This is a genomic window from Streptomyces sp. NPDC050211 (genome assembly GCF_040656035.1).
In the GTDB taxonomy this organism is placed as follows: domain Bacteria; phylum Actinomycetota; class Actinomycetes; order Streptomycetales; family Streptomycetaceae; genus Streptomyces.
This window is the reverse complement of sequence record NZ_JBFALC010000021.1, coordinates 13197-27898: the sequence shown is the minus strand read 5'-3', so window position 1 is coordinate 27898 and position 14702 is coordinate 13197. Positions and strand designations below refer to the sequence as shown.

Annotated in this window: 9 protein-coding genes and 1 riboswitch; of the genes, 5 read left to right on the top strand and 4 right to left on the bottom strand. The window is 70.9% G+C overall.

All coding sequences use genetic code 11. The features are described 5' to 3' along the window. Positions 1-4: 4 nt before the first annotated feature. The 4 genes from AB0I98_RS21740 to AB0I98_RS21725 all read left to right on the top strand — a co-directional run bounded on the left by AB0I98_RS21740 (position 5) and on the right by AB0I98_RS21725 (position 6291). Entirely contained in the window at positions 5-1090 is a 1086-nt protein-coding gene (locus AB0I98_RS21740; protein WP_362944145.1) for a hypothetical protein, read from the top strand. 30 nt (positions 1091-1120) lie between these two features. After that, positions 1121-1732 (top strand): hypothetical protein, encoded by a 612-nt coding sequence (locus AB0I98_RS21735; protein ID WP_362944143.1) that lies wholly within the window; start codon positions 1121-1123, stop codon positions 1730-1732. Further along, positions 1729-4857: a DUF87 domain-containing protein gene (locus AB0I98_RS21730; RefSeq protein WP_362944141.1), complete on the top strand. Its 3129-nt coding sequence runs from the start codon at positions 1729-1731 to the stop codon at positions 4855-4857. The genes AB0I98_RS21735 and AB0I98_RS21730 overlap by 4 nt, the downstream gene beginning before the upstream one ends. Positions 4858-5081: 224 nt before the next feature. Continuing rightward, positions 5082-5239: riboswitch (cyclic di-AMP (ydaO/yuaA leader) on the top strand. A gap of 11 nt (positions 5240-5250) precedes the next feature. After that, entirely contained in the window at positions 5251-6291 is a 1041-nt protein-coding gene (locus AB0I98_RS21725; RefSeq protein ID WP_362944139.1) for a M23 family metallopeptidase, read from the top strand. Positions 6292-6566: 275 nt separating this feature from the next. On the opposite strand, the gene AB0I98_RS21720 is transcribed toward AB0I98_RS21725, so the two are convergent. The 4 genes from AB0I98_RS21720 to AB0I98_RS21705 form a co-directional block, all read right to left on the bottom strand. Then, positions 6567-7856 carry a PrsW family intramembrane metalloprotease gene (locus AB0I98_RS21720; RefSeq protein ID WP_362944137.1) on the bottom strand — a complete coding sequence of 430 codons (1290 nt, stop codon included), beginning with the start codon at positions 7854-7856 and terminating at the stop codon, positions 6567-6569. A gap of 24 nt (positions 7857-7880) precedes the next feature. Further along, positions 7881-8651 (bottom strand): tRNA (guanosine(46)-N7)-methyltransferase TrmB, encoded by a 771-nt coding sequence (gene trmB, locus AB0I98_RS21715; RefSeq protein ID WP_362944135.1) that lies wholly within the window; start codon positions 8649-8651, stop codon positions 7881-7883. Between the two features lie 453 nt (positions 8652-9104). Continuing rightward, positions 9105-10316 (bottom strand): L-2-hydroxyglutarate oxidase, encoded by a 1212-nt coding sequence (gene lhgO / locus AB0I98_RS21710; RefSeq protein ID WP_362944133.1) that lies wholly within the window; start codon positions 10314-10316, stop codon positions 9105-9107. Positions 10317-10398: 82 nt separating this feature from the next. After that, positions 10399-11823 (bottom strand): MFS transporter, encoded by a 1425-nt coding sequence (locus AB0I98_RS21705; RefSeq protein WP_362944131.1) that lies wholly within the window; start codon positions 11821-11823, stop codon positions 10399-10401. Positions 11824-12505: 682 nt separating this feature from the next. On the opposite strand from AB0I98_RS21705, the gene AB0I98_RS21700 reads away from it, so the two are divergent. After that, positions 12506-14608 (top strand): asparagine synthase-related protein, encoded by a 2103-nt coding sequence (locus tag AB0I98_RS21700; RefSeq protein ID WP_362944129.1) that lies wholly within the window; start codon positions 12506-12508, stop codon positions 14606-14608. Positions 14609-14702 lie beyond the last annotated feature (94 nt).

Sequence of the window (14702 nt, the reverse complement as noted above, 5' to 3'; positions counted from 1 at the left end):
CGAGATGACGATTCCGCTGAAGGTCGCTGACATCGCCGGCTATCTGGCCGAGACGGGCTGGGAGCGGGACCCGCAAGGCTGGCGCGGGGCGAGTGTGTGGCAACACGCAGGCGACTACGAGGTGTTGGTGCCTGGTCGCGACGGTATGGGGGACAACGAGCGTCGGGTCCGGGAGATCCTGCGCTGTCTGTCCGCGCTGGAGGACCGGCCGGCGGGCGACATCGCCCTGGAGATCGCCCGACCGCAGCTGGACAAGCAGTATTTCCGGACGTTTCCCGCGGGGCACGACCCGGGTTACACGTCGCTCCTCTTAGGTGCGCAGGCCGTGGTGGGTGTCCGCAACCTCCTGAGTGCGGCGACGCGCACCGTCGTGCAGGGTCCGCACTTCTCCTTCGCCGGCCGGGCACCGGGCGTGGTGGGTGACCTCCTGCGTGCGGCCGAGCTCGGCCCGTCCAAGGCCGGAAGCTACATCGTGGAGACCCGGGTGCCGGCGGATACGACGGCTCAGGCCCCGAGTGGAGAGCAGATCGCCGGCCGGACCGTGCTGGTTCAGATGCATGAAGCGGTGAGCGCGGCCCAGGCGGCCGTAGCGGCGGACGAGCCCGCGGCCTTCGACGAAACCGTCACGGCCGGCGTCTCGGCGGATCTGTGCAAGGCGCTCAGCGAGCTTTCCGGCTCCGAGCGGAGCGAGCCGTTCGAGATCACCTTCCGGTGGGCGCGCTCGCAGCCACTCGACGCACTGTCACACGTCGTCGCATTCCCCGAGACCTCGGGATCGCTTCTGTCGGCGGCGGCCAACCGGCTTCGTGTCCTCAACGCCACCGGTGCCGCGACGCTCTCCGGCGTGGTCGAGGGGCTGCACGACGACGCGGCCGGCAACGACCGGTGGCGGATCAAGGTCCGCGGCGAGTTGCGCACCGAACACGCCGAACTGGTCCGGCGGGCCGTCTGGGTGCGGCTTCCGGACCAGGCCTCGTACGACCGGGCGATCACCGTGCATCGGGAGCAGCAGGAGGTCACCGTGACGGGCGAGTTGTCCAGCGCGACCGGCCGGGTGGAACTGGTGCCCGGGCCAGGGCTCGACATCTGAACGGCTTTCGGCTCATCGAGGAGGGGTACTGTGCCGACGGAGTTGACCGTACGCGATCATGCATCGCTGTTCGCCCTGATGGTGGTCGCACGACCGGTGACCAACCGCGAACTGCGCGATCTCGCCGGACTAGAGGTCAGCGCGGAGATACGCCGACGAGCGAATCAGGACGTCGAGCGGATCGCGACCAGGAAACGCGGTGCGGTCAACACGCACCAGCTCACGCCCGCGGGCAGGACCTGGTGTGAGTCCGCCCTGGTGGCCGGACGTCCGGACGGAGCGAAGTTCCCGGCCGGTGTGCTCTATGCGGTGCTGGACAGCGTCGGACAGTACCTGGCGAGTTCGGGCACCAAATTCGGCGAGTTCTTCAAGCCCGACGTCGAGGGCTGGATCCGCGCGGTGTACACGGAACTCACCGTTCGCCGCGAACCAGGCAGCTGGGTCAAGCTGTCGGCGCTGCGCCCATGGCTCGAAGACATGCCACGGGGGGTCGTCGACGCCGAACTCGACCGGATGATCGAGCAGCCCGACGTACAGCTGATGGCCGAACTCAACCAGCGCGCACTCAGCGACCAGGACCGCAAGGCCGCCGTCGACATCGGCGGCGAACCCCGGCACCTGCTGCGGATCGGGCCGGCGTGAACAGGGAGATCGCGGCCCTGAAGGCCATCCACATCAGCACCGCGCCGACGCAGGACGAGGTCTGGACGCCGGTGACCCCGTACCACGTCGACGGCCTTCATCGGGAGGTGTACCGGCGGCTGGAAAGGGCGATGAGCGCTGTCGAGCGCGCCCATTCGCCGGTCGCGGCGGTGGTGTGCGGCGAGCGCGGATCAGGCAAGACGCATCTGCTCGGCTGGACCCGTCACGAGATCCAGGAGCGCGGCGGCTTCTTCTTCTACATCAAGCTCGTGACCGGCCGGGACTTCTGGGAGGGCGCCACCAACAGTCTCGTCGACAGTCTGTACCGGAAGGACGAGGGCGACCAGTTGCAGCTGGTTCGCCTCCTCGACGGGCTTTCGCGCCAGGCCGGCCTCGACACGGAGACCCACAACGCCATCATCGGTGAGCGGGAGTTGACGCGCGCCCATGTCGACGCGTTCGTTCAAGGCATCCGGAGAATCGACCGGCAGGTCGGCAACGAGGCCGCCGATACGGCCCGTGCGCTGGCGCTCATCGCCTCCACACGCGATTCCGCGGGGATCGGCCAGGCGTACCTCGCACTTGACGACGACGATCCGGACCGGCGTGCCGCCTGGGGGATGTCGCCGCGCCGGCGACCGGCCCAACTCCTGCTCCGCGATCTCACGCGCCTGTTCGCCCTCGTCGGACCGCTGGTCTTCGCCTTCGACCAGCTGGACAACCTGGTGTCCGCGTCGGAGACGTCCGCGCTGACGTCGTCCGCGTCCGGGGGGAGCCGGGCCGCGCAGCGGCTGAGCAGCGACATCGCGGCCGGCTTGATGGAACTGCGGGAGGAAACCCGCCGGACCCTGATGGTCGTGGCGTGTCTCCAGGACACCTGGGGGCTGATTTCCCGGTCGGCGGTCCGGTCCGCCCTGGACCGGTTCGAGGTTCTGCCGACACTCGGAGCGATTCCCGACGAGGCCACCGCCGCGGCCATCATCAGTAGCCGATTTCGCCAAGGCTACGAGGCCGAGGGGTTCACCCCGCCCTACCCGACCTGGCCGATCAGCCCGGCCGCGCTGGCCGAAGCCCCCCACCGTTACACGGCACGGCGGCTGCTCAAGCGCGTCGAGAAGCACCTCGACGAGTGTGAGCAGACCGGCACAGTCTCCGAACTGACCTCCTTGACGGGCGAAGAGCCCAGGGGAGCCGCACAGCCCACGCCCGCGAAGGCCGGCAACCTGGACGCCTTGACCGAGTCCTTCGAGAAGCTCCGTGCCGAGGCCGATGATCTCGGGCCGCTCAACGCCGCGTCCGAGGATGACCTGATGCCCGCTCTGCTGGGCGCGGGACTGCGGAGCCTGGTCAAGGAACTCGGTGTGGACGAGACACGGTTCCTCATCGAGACGGACTTCGGCCGCAAGGCGGCGCTGCATGCCCGGCTGCGTCATGTCGTCGACGAGGCCAGCGAAAACGAAGTCCACTGGTCCTTACGGGCGATCGCCACGGACAACCCTCGCGCCGCCCAGACCCGGATACGCAACGCGGCTGTGGAGGCCGGCCTGGCGGCCCATCTGACGAGCCGCCGTCTGATCCTGCTGCGGAACATGCCGTATCCGAGCGGTGCCAAGACCAAGGAGATCAAGGACGACTTCGAGGCGCGGGGCGGGGTGTCGTTACCGATCGGCGCCGCCGATCTCCGGACCCTGGCCGCTCTCCGGGCCATGCTCGACGACCGTGCGTCAGGCCTGGCCGACTGGCTGCGGCAGGAACGCCCCGCCTCCCGCACAGAGATCTTCGCGCCGGTGCTGGCCGATCTGCGGCAGCAACTCGGCATCACGGCCACGGACACCGGATCCGGGGCGGACGCGGCGGACATGCCGGAGGACGCCGAGCCGGCTCGTACCGAGATCGTCATCGGCACCACGGTCCGGGGCCGCCGTCCGTTCGCGGTTCCCATGGAACGGCTCCGGATGCACACCGCGGTGGTGGGGGCGGCGGGATCGGGCAAGACGGTCCTGATCAAGCGACTCGTGGAGCAATGTGCCCTGCGTGGTGTCTCGGCGATCGTGCTGGATCCGAACGACGACCTCGCACGGCTCGGCGACCCCTGGCCGCGCACGCCGGATCGCTGGGCGGACGAGCAAGAGCGCGAGGCCCGACGCTATTTCGCGGATGTCGAGGTGGTGGTGTGGACGCCGGGCCTGAACCGTGGACGCCCGATCTCCTTCTACCCGCTCCCCGACTTCGGTCCGGTCCTTGACGACGAGGACGACTTCCCGCGTCTGGTCAGGTCGACCGTGACATCACTCGCGCCGCATGCCGGCATACGGGGCAGCAGTGCTCGCGCGACCCAGCAGCTGGGGGTCCTCAAACGCGCCCTCGAACAGTACGCGCGCGACGGCGGCAAGACCTTGGCCGACTTCGTCGAGCTGCTCGCCGAGCCCCCGCCCGACATCGTCAACAGCAGGACCAGGCGCTTCGCGGTTCAGATGGCGGACACGCTCGAAGCAGCGATGGAGACCGACCCGCTGTTCGGGGAGTCCGGCGCACCCGCCGATCCCGGGATGCTCCTGATCCCGTCGCCGGGGAAGACCGCACGTATCTCGGTGATCAGCTTCGTCGGCCTGTCCGGCGACGGACCGGCCCAATTCGTCCGCCGCCTCCAGGCGACCTTGTTCTCATGGTTCCGGGCGCACCCGGTCGGCGACCGTGCCCTGGGCGGGCTGCTGGTGATGGACGAGGCGCAGAACTTCGTACCGTCCGGTGCGGCGAATCCGAGTACCGAAAGCACCGTTGAACTCATCCGTCAGATACGCAAGTACGGACTCGGGATGGTCCTCGCCTCGCAGACGCCCAGGGGGATCCACAACCAGGCGCTGGGCAACACGGTGAACCAGTTCATCGGCCGCCTCACCGTGCCCGCTCAGATCAACGCCGTCGAGACCATGGCGGAGGCGCGGAACGCGGTCCTCGACAACCTCGCCGGTCTCCAGCGCGGCACGTTCAACGCCGCGACCGAGGGGACCGGATTCAGCAAGATCGAGGTGCCGATCTGCCTCAGTCACCACGATGTGCCGCTCACGGAGGACGAGATCATCGAGCGCGCCCGCCGCGGGCTTGATCGTTGTCACCCGGCGTGAGTGGACGGTCTAGTTCCGGTAACAACTGACGCAACGTCAGAACTGGTGTGACTGCCGAGTTGCTGCTGCGCCGTGGTCAACTCGCCCGATTTTCACCGGTCATGGCCTGTACGTCCTGCGCAAAAACGTTAACGATCAAGCGGAACCGCTTGGAATCCGGCCCCCGCGTCTATTAACGTTCGATAACGCAGCGCGGTCGTCCCAGCCGTCACAAGAGTCGGCTCCGTGCGCACGCGCCGAATTCCGCAAGGGAACCGGGGAACCACCACCTTGGGGTGAATCGCGCGGATGCCACCGTGGAAGCACGGTAGGTATACGCGCGTAGGAGACCTTCCTGCTCCGAACCCGTCAGCTAACCCGGTAGGCGAGAAGGAAGGAAAGGAGTACGCCTACGTGGCGTCCAACCGGCCTGCCCCCGAGGCCCCCTTCGTGCCGAGTCAGCGCGAGCCCGACACCTTTGTGTACAGCGGCTTCCGCACCGACGACGAGGGCCCGCTGGAGGAGTGGAACCCCACCGAGGAGTCCATTCGTCCCGTACGCGGCCGGCACCGCGTCAGCAAGCAGCGCAACGGTGCATTCGCCCGTAGCTCCACGGTTCTCGGCGTCGGTGTCATAGCCGCCGTCGGCGCGGGCGGCATGGCCAGCGCCAACACCGGCAAGCCGCCGGTGTCCATCTCCCTGCCCGACCTGCCGTCCGTGGGCTCGATCATCTCGGACGACTCCGCCGAGGACTCGGCGGACACCGCGACCGCGCTCAGCAGTGTCAGCGTGGCCGCCACGGAAAGCGAGCAGTCCGCCGCCGACGCCGGTGAGGCGCTGCGCTCCCGGATCATCGCCCAGGCCGAGCGGCAGCAGGACCAGGTCGACAGCAAGGCCGCGCAGGCCGTGCAGGCCGCCGCGCAGAAGGAGGCCGCCGAAGCGGCCGCCAAGGCGGAGCAGGAGGCCAAGGCCAAGGCCGCCGCCGCGAAGAAGAAGGCGGAGGAGGAGGCCGCGGCCAAGGCGGAGGCCGAGCGGCTCGCCCAGCTGGCCAAGCAGTTCGCGCTGCCGACCTCCTCGTACACCATCACCTCGACCTTCGGTCAGGCCGGTTCCCTCTGGTCCTCCGGCTACCACACCGGCCTCGACTTCGCCGCCCCCACGGGCACGCTCATCAAGGCCATCCACAGCGGCACGATCACCGAGGCCGGCTGGGACGGCTCCTACGGCTACAAGACCGTCCTCACCCTCGATGACGGCACCGAGCTCTGGTACGCCCACCAGTCCTCGCTCAGCGTCAGCGTCGGCCAGAAGGTCGCCACCGGCGACGTCATCGGCCGCGTCGGCGCCACCGGCAACGTCACCGGCGCCCACCTCCACCTCGAGGTCCACACCGGCGGCTCCGACAGCGGCATCGACCCGATGGCCTGGCTGCGAAGCAAGGGGCTGAACCCCTGAGGTAGCTCAGCTGCGGGGCGGGGGCGTCAGGTCGGCCGTCGCCCCTTAGCTGCGGCCATCCGTCCCGCCAAGCTGCGGGCATGCGTGCCGCCTGGGGCGGTGCCCACCCGGCAGGCGGTGGCGTGGGCCGTCAAGCTGCGGGCCGCCGTCCCGCTCAGCTGCGGGCATTCGTGCCGCCTGGGGCGGCACGGGTGGGCGCAGGCGGCACCCCGTCAGCGCCGGGCTGCGCGACCCACCCCCGCCCAGCCCCCACGCCGGGCCACTCGCAACGCCGGCTAGGTCCGATACGGGTTGTACGCCGGATACGGGTAGGGCACCGCATTCCCATACCCCCCGTACACCGGCAAAGGCGGCGCAGCCACCCGCGCCGCATGCTCCAGCGCCGGCCCCGCAACCCCCCGCCGCTGCCACAGCTCATGCAGCAACTCCCGCTCCCGTACGACGAAGTCGGCCCCGGCCCGCCCCCGCCGCCCCCGATGCCGCAGAAACGCCAGCGACGTCGCGTACGCCTCGTACTGCGCCACCGCCCGCCCCGCCGGCCTGCCGAAGTGACGACGGGCGTACTCCCGGGCCAGCCGCCGCGCCCGCATCGACCCGAGCACAAAGGGCGCGGCCGGCCCCAGCCAGCCCGCGGCGACATACGCGGGCAGCTCGGCCCGTACGGTCCTCAGCTCCCGCTGCCGAGTCCAGATCACCAGCCAGGTCAGCAGCCCGAACGCGGGCACCATGAAGACGGCGTACACGGCGAAGAACCCGTACTCGCCGAAGCTCGACGAGCCGTTCCACATCGCGTGCATGCCCATCGCCAGCAGCAGCCCGGACAACGGCACGAGCACGCGCCGGACATGCTGCCGGTCCGCCGAGAGCGCGGCGACACCGAAGCCGATGCCGGTGAGGACGGTGAAGAGCGGGTGGGCGAACGGCGACATGATGATGCGGACGAAGAACGTCGCCGCGGTCACGGAGGCGATGCCGCGGTCACCGGTGAGCTGGTCGGTCCCGAAGGCCGTACCGAGGTAGAGAATGTTCTCGGTGAACGCGAAGCCGGTCGCGGTGACCCCCGCTATCACCACCCCGTCGACGATCCCGGTGAAGTCGCGTCGCCGGAAGAGGAAGACGAGCAGTACGGCCGCCGCCTTGGCGGACTCCTCCACGATCGGCGCTATCACCGTCGCCCCGAGGGTGTCCGCGCTGGACGGATCCGCGGTCGCCGTCGCTATCCATCTGGTCGCGAAGCTGTTGGCGACGATCGCTATCAGCGCCGCCGCGCAGGCGCCCCAGGCGAAGGCGAAGAGGAGATTGCGCCAGGGGCCGGGTTCGACCCGGTCGAGCCAGCGGAAGGCGGCTATCAGCAGCGGCACGGGGAACACCGAAAGACCGAGCCCGACCAGGAACCCCTCCGTGCCGGTCTGCTCGCGGACCAGGGCGAGGATGACGAGCCCGGACAGCGCGAGGAGCGTGATCAGGGCGCCGTACCGCACCCACCGCTTCTGCCACCAGTGCGCGTGCCGCCGTGCACCACCGGCGTCACCGGTGTGTGGGGGGAACGGGGGGCTGGTGGCCACGGCTTCGACCCTAACGAAGGAAGGTTACTGGGGACCTTCGTGCAGTACGCGACGGAAGAGCAGGTCGTTCACGACATGTCCCTTGTCCAGCCCCTGGCCCTCGAAACGGGTGAGCGGCCGGAAGTCGGGACGCGGCGCGAAACCGCCGTCGGGCTGCGTGTTCTCGAAGTCCGGATGCGCGCTCAGCACCTCGAGCATCTGTTCGGCGTACGGCTCCCAGTCCGTCGCACAGTGCACGGTCGCCCCCGGCTTCAGCCGGGTCGCGGCGAGGCTGAGGAACTCCGGCTGGATCAGCCGTCGCTTGTGGTGCCGCTTCTTGGGCCAGGGGTCGGGGAAGAAGACGCGCAGCCCGTCGAGGGAGTCGGGGGCGAGCATCTCGCGGAGCAGGATGATCGCGTCGCCGTTGCCCACGCGGATGTTGGACAGGCCGTGCTGGTCGGCCAGGTTGAGCAGATTGCCCTGGCCGGGGGTGTGCACGTCGACGGCGAGGATGTTGGTCCCGGGGTCCGCCGCCGCCATCTGAGCGGTCGCCTCCCCCATCCCGAACCCGATCTCCAGCACGACCGGGTTCGCGTTCCCGAACAGCTCGGTCAGGTCGACGACCCGCTGCCCGTCGATATCCAGCCCCCACTGGGGCCACAGCCGCTGCAACGCATCCGCCTGCCCCGCCGTCACCCTGCTCCGCCGCGGCTGAAAACTCCGAATCCGCCGCTCAAAATGCGACCCGGCCGGATCAGCCTTCGGCCCATCGGGAAACCGCGGCTCCCCCTTGGCACGGCGGTGACGAATGGACATGCCGACTGAGTGATCGGCTTCGGGGGCATGGTGAGTCTCAGACACAGTGGGGTCAATTTTACTGGGCTGCTTTACGGGGCTGCGCCTTGCCTTGGCTGCGCCTTGCCTTGGCTGCGGCATGCGTGCCGCGCGGCGCCGCCCACCCAGCAGGCGGCAGGCGGCCGTCCCGCCAAGCTGCGGGACGCCGTGCCGCCTGGCGCGGCGGCACGGGCCACCAAGCTGCGGGCATTCGTGCCGCGAGGGCGGCGCCCACCCAGCAGGCGGCCGCACCGTCCCGCCAAGCTGCGGGCATTCGTGCCGCCTAGGGCGGCACGGGTGGGCGCAGGCGGCACCCCGCCAGCGCCGGGCTGCGCGACCCACCCCCCGGCAGCAACCCCGCGCACAGCTGCACCCCGCCCAGCACAGCCAACGCCCTCCGCGCGCCCCAGCCCCCCCGCAGCAACCCACGCACCGCTACACCCCACCCAGCACAGCCAACGCCCGCCGAGCCACCTCCCGCCCGATCGGCAGCGAAGCCGTAGCCGCAGGCGAAGGCGCATTCAGTACATGTACCGCCCGCTCCCCCTCCCGGATCATGAAGTCATCCACCAGCGTCCCGTCCCGCAACACCGCCTGCGCCCGCACCCCCGCCGCAGCCGGCACCAGATCGTCCCGCGTCACCGCCGGCACCAGCCTCCGCACGGCCTGTGCGAACGCCTCCTTCGACACCGACCGCCGCAGCTCCCCGGCCCCATACCGCCAGTGCCGCCCAGCCATCCGCCACACCCCCGGCCAGGCCAGCACCCCACCGAGCTCCCGCACCCGCACGGTCCCCCACCCGTACCCCTCACGGGCCAGCGCGGGCACCGCATTCGGCCCGATGTGCACACCCCCGTCGATCCCGCGCGTGAGATGCACCCCGAGGAACGGAAACGCCGGATCCGGCACGGGATACACCAGCCCCCGCACCAGCTCGGGCCGCGCCAGCGAGAAGTACTCCCCACGGAACGGCACGATCCGCATCCCCGGCTCGTCCCCGGTCAGCCGCGCCACCTCGTCGCAGTACAGCCCGGCGCAGTTGACCAGCACCCGCCCCCGTACGACCGCCCCGTCCCGCGTCCGTATGGCCACGCCGAGCGCCGGGCGCCGGTCCACCTGGACGACCTCCGCGCCGTACCGGATCTCCGCCCCGGACGCCTCGGCCAGCAGCCGGGCGACACCCACGAAGTCGCAGACGCCGGTCGTCCCGACGTGTATCGCGGCGACCGAGCGCACCTCCGGCTCGTACTCCGTGACCTGTGCGGGGCCCAGCTCGCGCACCGGAATGCAGTTCTCCCGGCCGCGCTGCACGAGCGCGTGCAGCCGGGGGAGCTCCTCGCGGTCGGTGGCGACGATGAGCTTGCCGGTGACGGCGTGCGCGATGCCGTACTCCGCGCAGAACTTCACCATCTCGGCCGCGCCCCGCACCGCGTACCGCGCCTTGAGCGAGCCCGGCTTGTAGTAGATCCCGCTGTGGATGACGCCGCTGTTGCGCCCCGTCTGGTGCCGGGCCGGTCCCCCCTCCTTCTCCAGCACCGTCACCCGTGTCCCCGGCGCGGCCCGCGTGATCGCATACGCCGTCGACAGCCCGACGATCCCACCGCCGACCACGAGCACGTCACAGTCGTAACCGCTCCCGCGCCGCACTGCACCACCTCCCGCTATCGATAGTGCACTGCGCCACTGACAGTCACTTCAAACGCAGGTGACCGGAGCGTCCGGGCGGCACTTACGCCGGAGCCATCAGCAGCGGCCGAGCCCGCTCCCGAAGCTCCACCACCCGCGGCTCGTCCCCATACGGCTCCAGCCGATGCAGAAGATCCTTCACATACTCGGTGGTACGGGCCGAGGAGATGCGCCCCGCCACCTCCACCGCCCGTACGCCCTGCTCACACGCGGCATCGAGATTGCCCGACTCCAGCTCGGCGACCGCCGACACCACCAGCCGCAGCCCATGCGACCGTACGAACTCCTCCGTCGGCTTCGACAGCGCCTGCTCGGTGAAGCGGCGTACCTGTCGCGGTGCCTTCAGATCGCGGTAGCACTCCGCCGCGTCCGCGGCGAAACGGTCGTACGAGTAGAAGCCGAGCCAGGACGGATCGTTGTCCCCCTCCCGGGACCGCTCCAGCCATCCCTCGGCGGCCTTCAGGGCCGCCCCGGCGGCCTGCGCGTCACCCGCGCGTGCGTGCGCGCGTGCCTCCACCAGGCGGAAGAAGCTCATGGTGCGGGCCGTGGCGAGGCCGCGGTTGCGCTCCAGTGCGGCCTGCGCGAGATCGACGCCCTCGTCGCCGAAGCCGCGGTACGTCGCCTGGAGCGACATGGACGCCAATACGTACCCCCCGAGGGGGACGTCCGCTGCCGCGCGGGCGAGCCGCAGGGCCTGGATGTAGTACCGCTGTGCGGCCTCCTGCTGGCCCGTGTCGAAGGCCATCCACCCGGCGAGGCGGGTGAGTTCGGCGCTGGCCCCGAACAGCGCCCTGCCGACCTCGTCCGAGTACGAGCCGAGCAGCAGCGGCGCCGCCTCCACCCGTAAACACTCCGGCACCATCGACGAACGCCAGTCGCCGCCCCCGTACTTGGAGTCCCAGCGCCTGGCGTCCTCCGCGGCCTCCCGCAGCTTCAGCACATCGCTGTGGCCGACTTTGAGCGGTGACCCGGAGCCCTCGACCGGGCTCGCGTCGCGTGCCACCGAGCTGTCGGCCGGGGTTATCAGCCACCGTGAGGCGGGCGTTGCGTATGCGCTGACTGCGAACGACCCGGCCAGCGACTGCCAGATGCCGCCGGAGCCGGCCCGGCGCCCGGCGAGGTCGAGACGATACAGCTCGGTCGCCGACTTCACGGCCTGTCCGACGTCTCTGGGGAAGGCGAGGCCCACCTCTGGCGCGGGATCCGCGTCCGCCAGGCCTATCTCGTGGAGTGGCACCGGGCGGCCGAGCTTCTGGCCGATGGCGGCGGCGATGAGGTGCGGCGCCGCGCCCTGCGGCACCATGCCCTTCGACACCCAGCGCGCCACCGACGTCTTGTCGTAGCGAAGAGTCAACCCGCGTTGAGCGCCAAGATCGTTGACGCGTCGCGCGAGTCCTGCGTTGCTGATTCCCGCGAGGGCGAGAACGGTGCCGAGTTTTTCGTTCGGCCCGCGTTGCTCCCTGGACATGCGCCACCCCTCGACACAGACGGCTGCCGCGCTGGCATAACCACGCGGCATTCGTAAACCCAGCGTAGTTCGCCGCATCCCAAGCGTTAAGGGGCATTCTTCCGGATGGCGGGATTGTGGTCCGTACTGAAGTGCGGTTCAGGTACGGACTGTTGTGATGTGCTCCCGCTGTGTGGCTGTGCGCCCGCCCGTGCGCTCTTCTCCGGCCATCGGGGGAGCGGTTCCATGAACGGTGCGTGGGTCGGCCCGCTGTACTGGATCCAGCGGGCTGGGGGACACCGCCGCCTACATCCCCGCGGGCGGCGGACCGGTCCGGGAGGCGAACTCCGCCTCCCGGACTGTGCGCCCGCCCGGTGCTGGGCAGGGCATGTACGGAGCGTGTGCACGCGTGTCCCCGCGTCGGCGATTTGGCCGAAAATCGACCCCTCGCTCTGTGGGTGATTACCGCTCCCACCATGGGAGTTGAGGGCGCATCCGGTGTTCTGGGGGAGCGTATCGGGGGCGCATTCGCGTCGCAGATGCCTTCTCCCGTGCGGGTGTTCGCGCGATTCCGGGTATCTCCTCAGAGGCGCGTTTCCCGAGCACAAGCGGTACCGCCGCCCTACTGGGGCGCGTCCTTCATGGCAGCATGGTGCACCGGTTCGTACGGTGCACTGGTTGTCCACAGCATGTGGAGGCGTCGATGCGGTGGTTGGTGGGATGGAGCAGCACCGCCGCGGGTGCCGTCGAGCCCGGCTCGGCCGGCGCGACCGGTTACGAGGGCGAGACGCTGCACCCGGTGGGTTCCCAACTCCTGTGGGGCGACCCCGATCCGCTGTGGGCGGTCGGCGACTGGCGCCCGGACGAGGTGCGGGTGGTGAAGGCCGATCCGCAGAACCGGATCGCGGTGCTCGGCACCTGTGGAGCGACGGACGAGGAGCTGCGGGTCGGGCTGTTCGCCGCGCGCGGAGGGGCACTTCGGCATCTGACGGCCTGGCCGGGCAGCTACACGGCCGTTGTCCAGGTCGGGCGGCGCATCATGGTCTGCGGCGATCTCGCGGGCGCCAGGCCCGTGTTCTACACGCCCTGGGCGGGCGGTACGGCGTACGCCACGGCCGCCCTGCCGCTGGCTGATCTCATCGAGGCCAACCTTGATTTCGGGCATCTGGCGGCGCTGTTGGCGGCCCCCGATGTGCCGGCCGCGCTGCACGACTCCACCCCTTATGACGGCGTACGGCGTATTCCGCCGGGGCATGCGCTGATCCTGCGCGCCGGGGCGCGGGAGATCGCCGGGTACGAGCAGGTCGCCTCCCTCGCCGTCGCCGCACCCTCGGCCGACCCGGACCGCGCGGTCGACGCGGTGCGCGACGCGCTCATCGAGGCCGTACGCGCGCGTCTGTCCGCGCCCCGGCATGTGCCCGGCGCCGACATAGACCCCGGCCCGGTGCCGGGGATGGGGCCCGCCGAACGGCGTGCCGCGCGCGGGATGCCGGTTCCGGGGATCGGGGCGGATCTGTCCGGAGGGCCGGCGTCGGGGACGCTGGCGCTGCTGGCCGCCGGGCTGCCGGGGATGCCGGGGACCGTGCTCGGGCACGGGACGGGGGCGGGGGAGCGGCTGCTGGCCGTGACCTTCAACGACCTGGCGGTGGGCGGCCGGGAGGCCGAGCTGGAGCGGGCGGGGGCGCTGGCGGCGAATCCCCGGCTGCACCATGTGGTGGTGGCCGGGGGCGAGGAGACGCTGCCGTACGCCGATCTGGACGGGCCGTTGACGGATGAGCCCGGTCCCTGTCTGGTGACGGCGGCCCGGCATCGCGCGCGGCTCGCCTCCGGCAGCGCGGACCACTTCACCGGGTACGGCGCCCGGCAGGTCCTGGACGCGCATCCGGCGCGGCTCGCCGATCTGCTGATGGACCGTAAGCGGCGGTATCTGGTGCGGCCGGTCGCTGCGCTGGCGAAGGCGGACGGGGGGTCCGTGCTGGTCCCCGCGCGCGTGTACGGCGCCGCCCGGCGGCTGGCCCGTACGCCGTACGGGGCGGGGCTGGAGAGCCTCGCCGAGCGGCTGCTGCGGCGGCGCTTCGACGAGCCCGGAGGTGCGGTGGGGGCGTCCCTCGCCGCGCTCACCTGGGGCAGACCGGGGCCTGCCGCTCGGTGGCTGACCGGGGAGGCGCTCGCTGAAGTATCGGTTCTCCTGCAAGGGGCGACGAATCGCTCGGGCGTCGGGCCCGGGCAGCGTCCCGGTGACTACCGCGCGCGTGCCGCGCTCTCCCGTCAGGCCACGAACCTCCGGGTCCTGGAGCAGGCCGCGGAGATCCGCTTCCAGCGGCTGCACGCGCCGTTCCTCGACAACCAGGTCGTCCGCGCCTGCCGCGCCCTTCCCGAGGCTCTGCGGGTACGGCCCGGTGCGCGGGCCGCGATTCTCCGTACGGTGCTGGAAGGCGCGGGCGTCACCGATCTTCCGCCGGGCTGGGGCGCCCCCTCGCACGCCTCCTCGGCTGCCGCCGCCCGCATGGGGCTGCGGGTCTCCGCTGACACCCTGATGTCCGTCTTCGGTACGCCCCTCCTCGCCGAGGCCGGCCTGGTCGAGGCCCGCGTCGTCCGCAAGGCCATCCGTGCGGCGGCCGAGGGCGAGCCCTTGCCCTTGGACGGCCTCGCCGACCTGGTCTCCCTGGAGCTGTGGCTCCGCCGCCTGCTCGCCCGTCGGGGAACCTGCTGGACCGGAACCCCCGCACGCACGCGTGCGGTACCGGCTGGAATCACGCCTCAGGGGCGGGCGCTGGGGGCTGGGGCCGCGGCTCGGCAGGCGTGAGTGGGTGGGATGCCTCCCGGCGGGGCTGCGGCTGTGTGGGGGTGCGCGTAGCGCCTTCGGTACGTGGTGGGGTCGGGGCCGCGGCGGGGGTGCC

What these genes read in the sequence shown, in the direction of transcription:
- AB0I98_RS21705 (WP_362944131.1), bottom strand. Translation starts at nt 11,823, where the DNA reads ATGTCCAGGGAGCAACGCGGGCCGAACGAAAAACTCGGCACCGTTCTC.
- AB0I98_RS21740 (WP_362944145.1), top strand. Translation starts at nt 5, where the DNA reads ATGACGATTCCGCTGAAGGTCGCTGACATCGCCGGCTATCTGGCCGAG.
- trmB (WP_362944135.1), bottom strand. Translation starts at nt 8,651, where the DNA reads ATGTCCATTCGTCACCGCCGTGCCAAGGGGGAGCCGCGGTTTCCCGAT.
- AB0I98_RS21700 (WP_362944129.1), top strand. Translation starts at nt 12,506, where the DNA reads ATGCGGTGGTTGGTGGGATGGAGCAGCACCGCCGCGGGTGCCGTCGAG.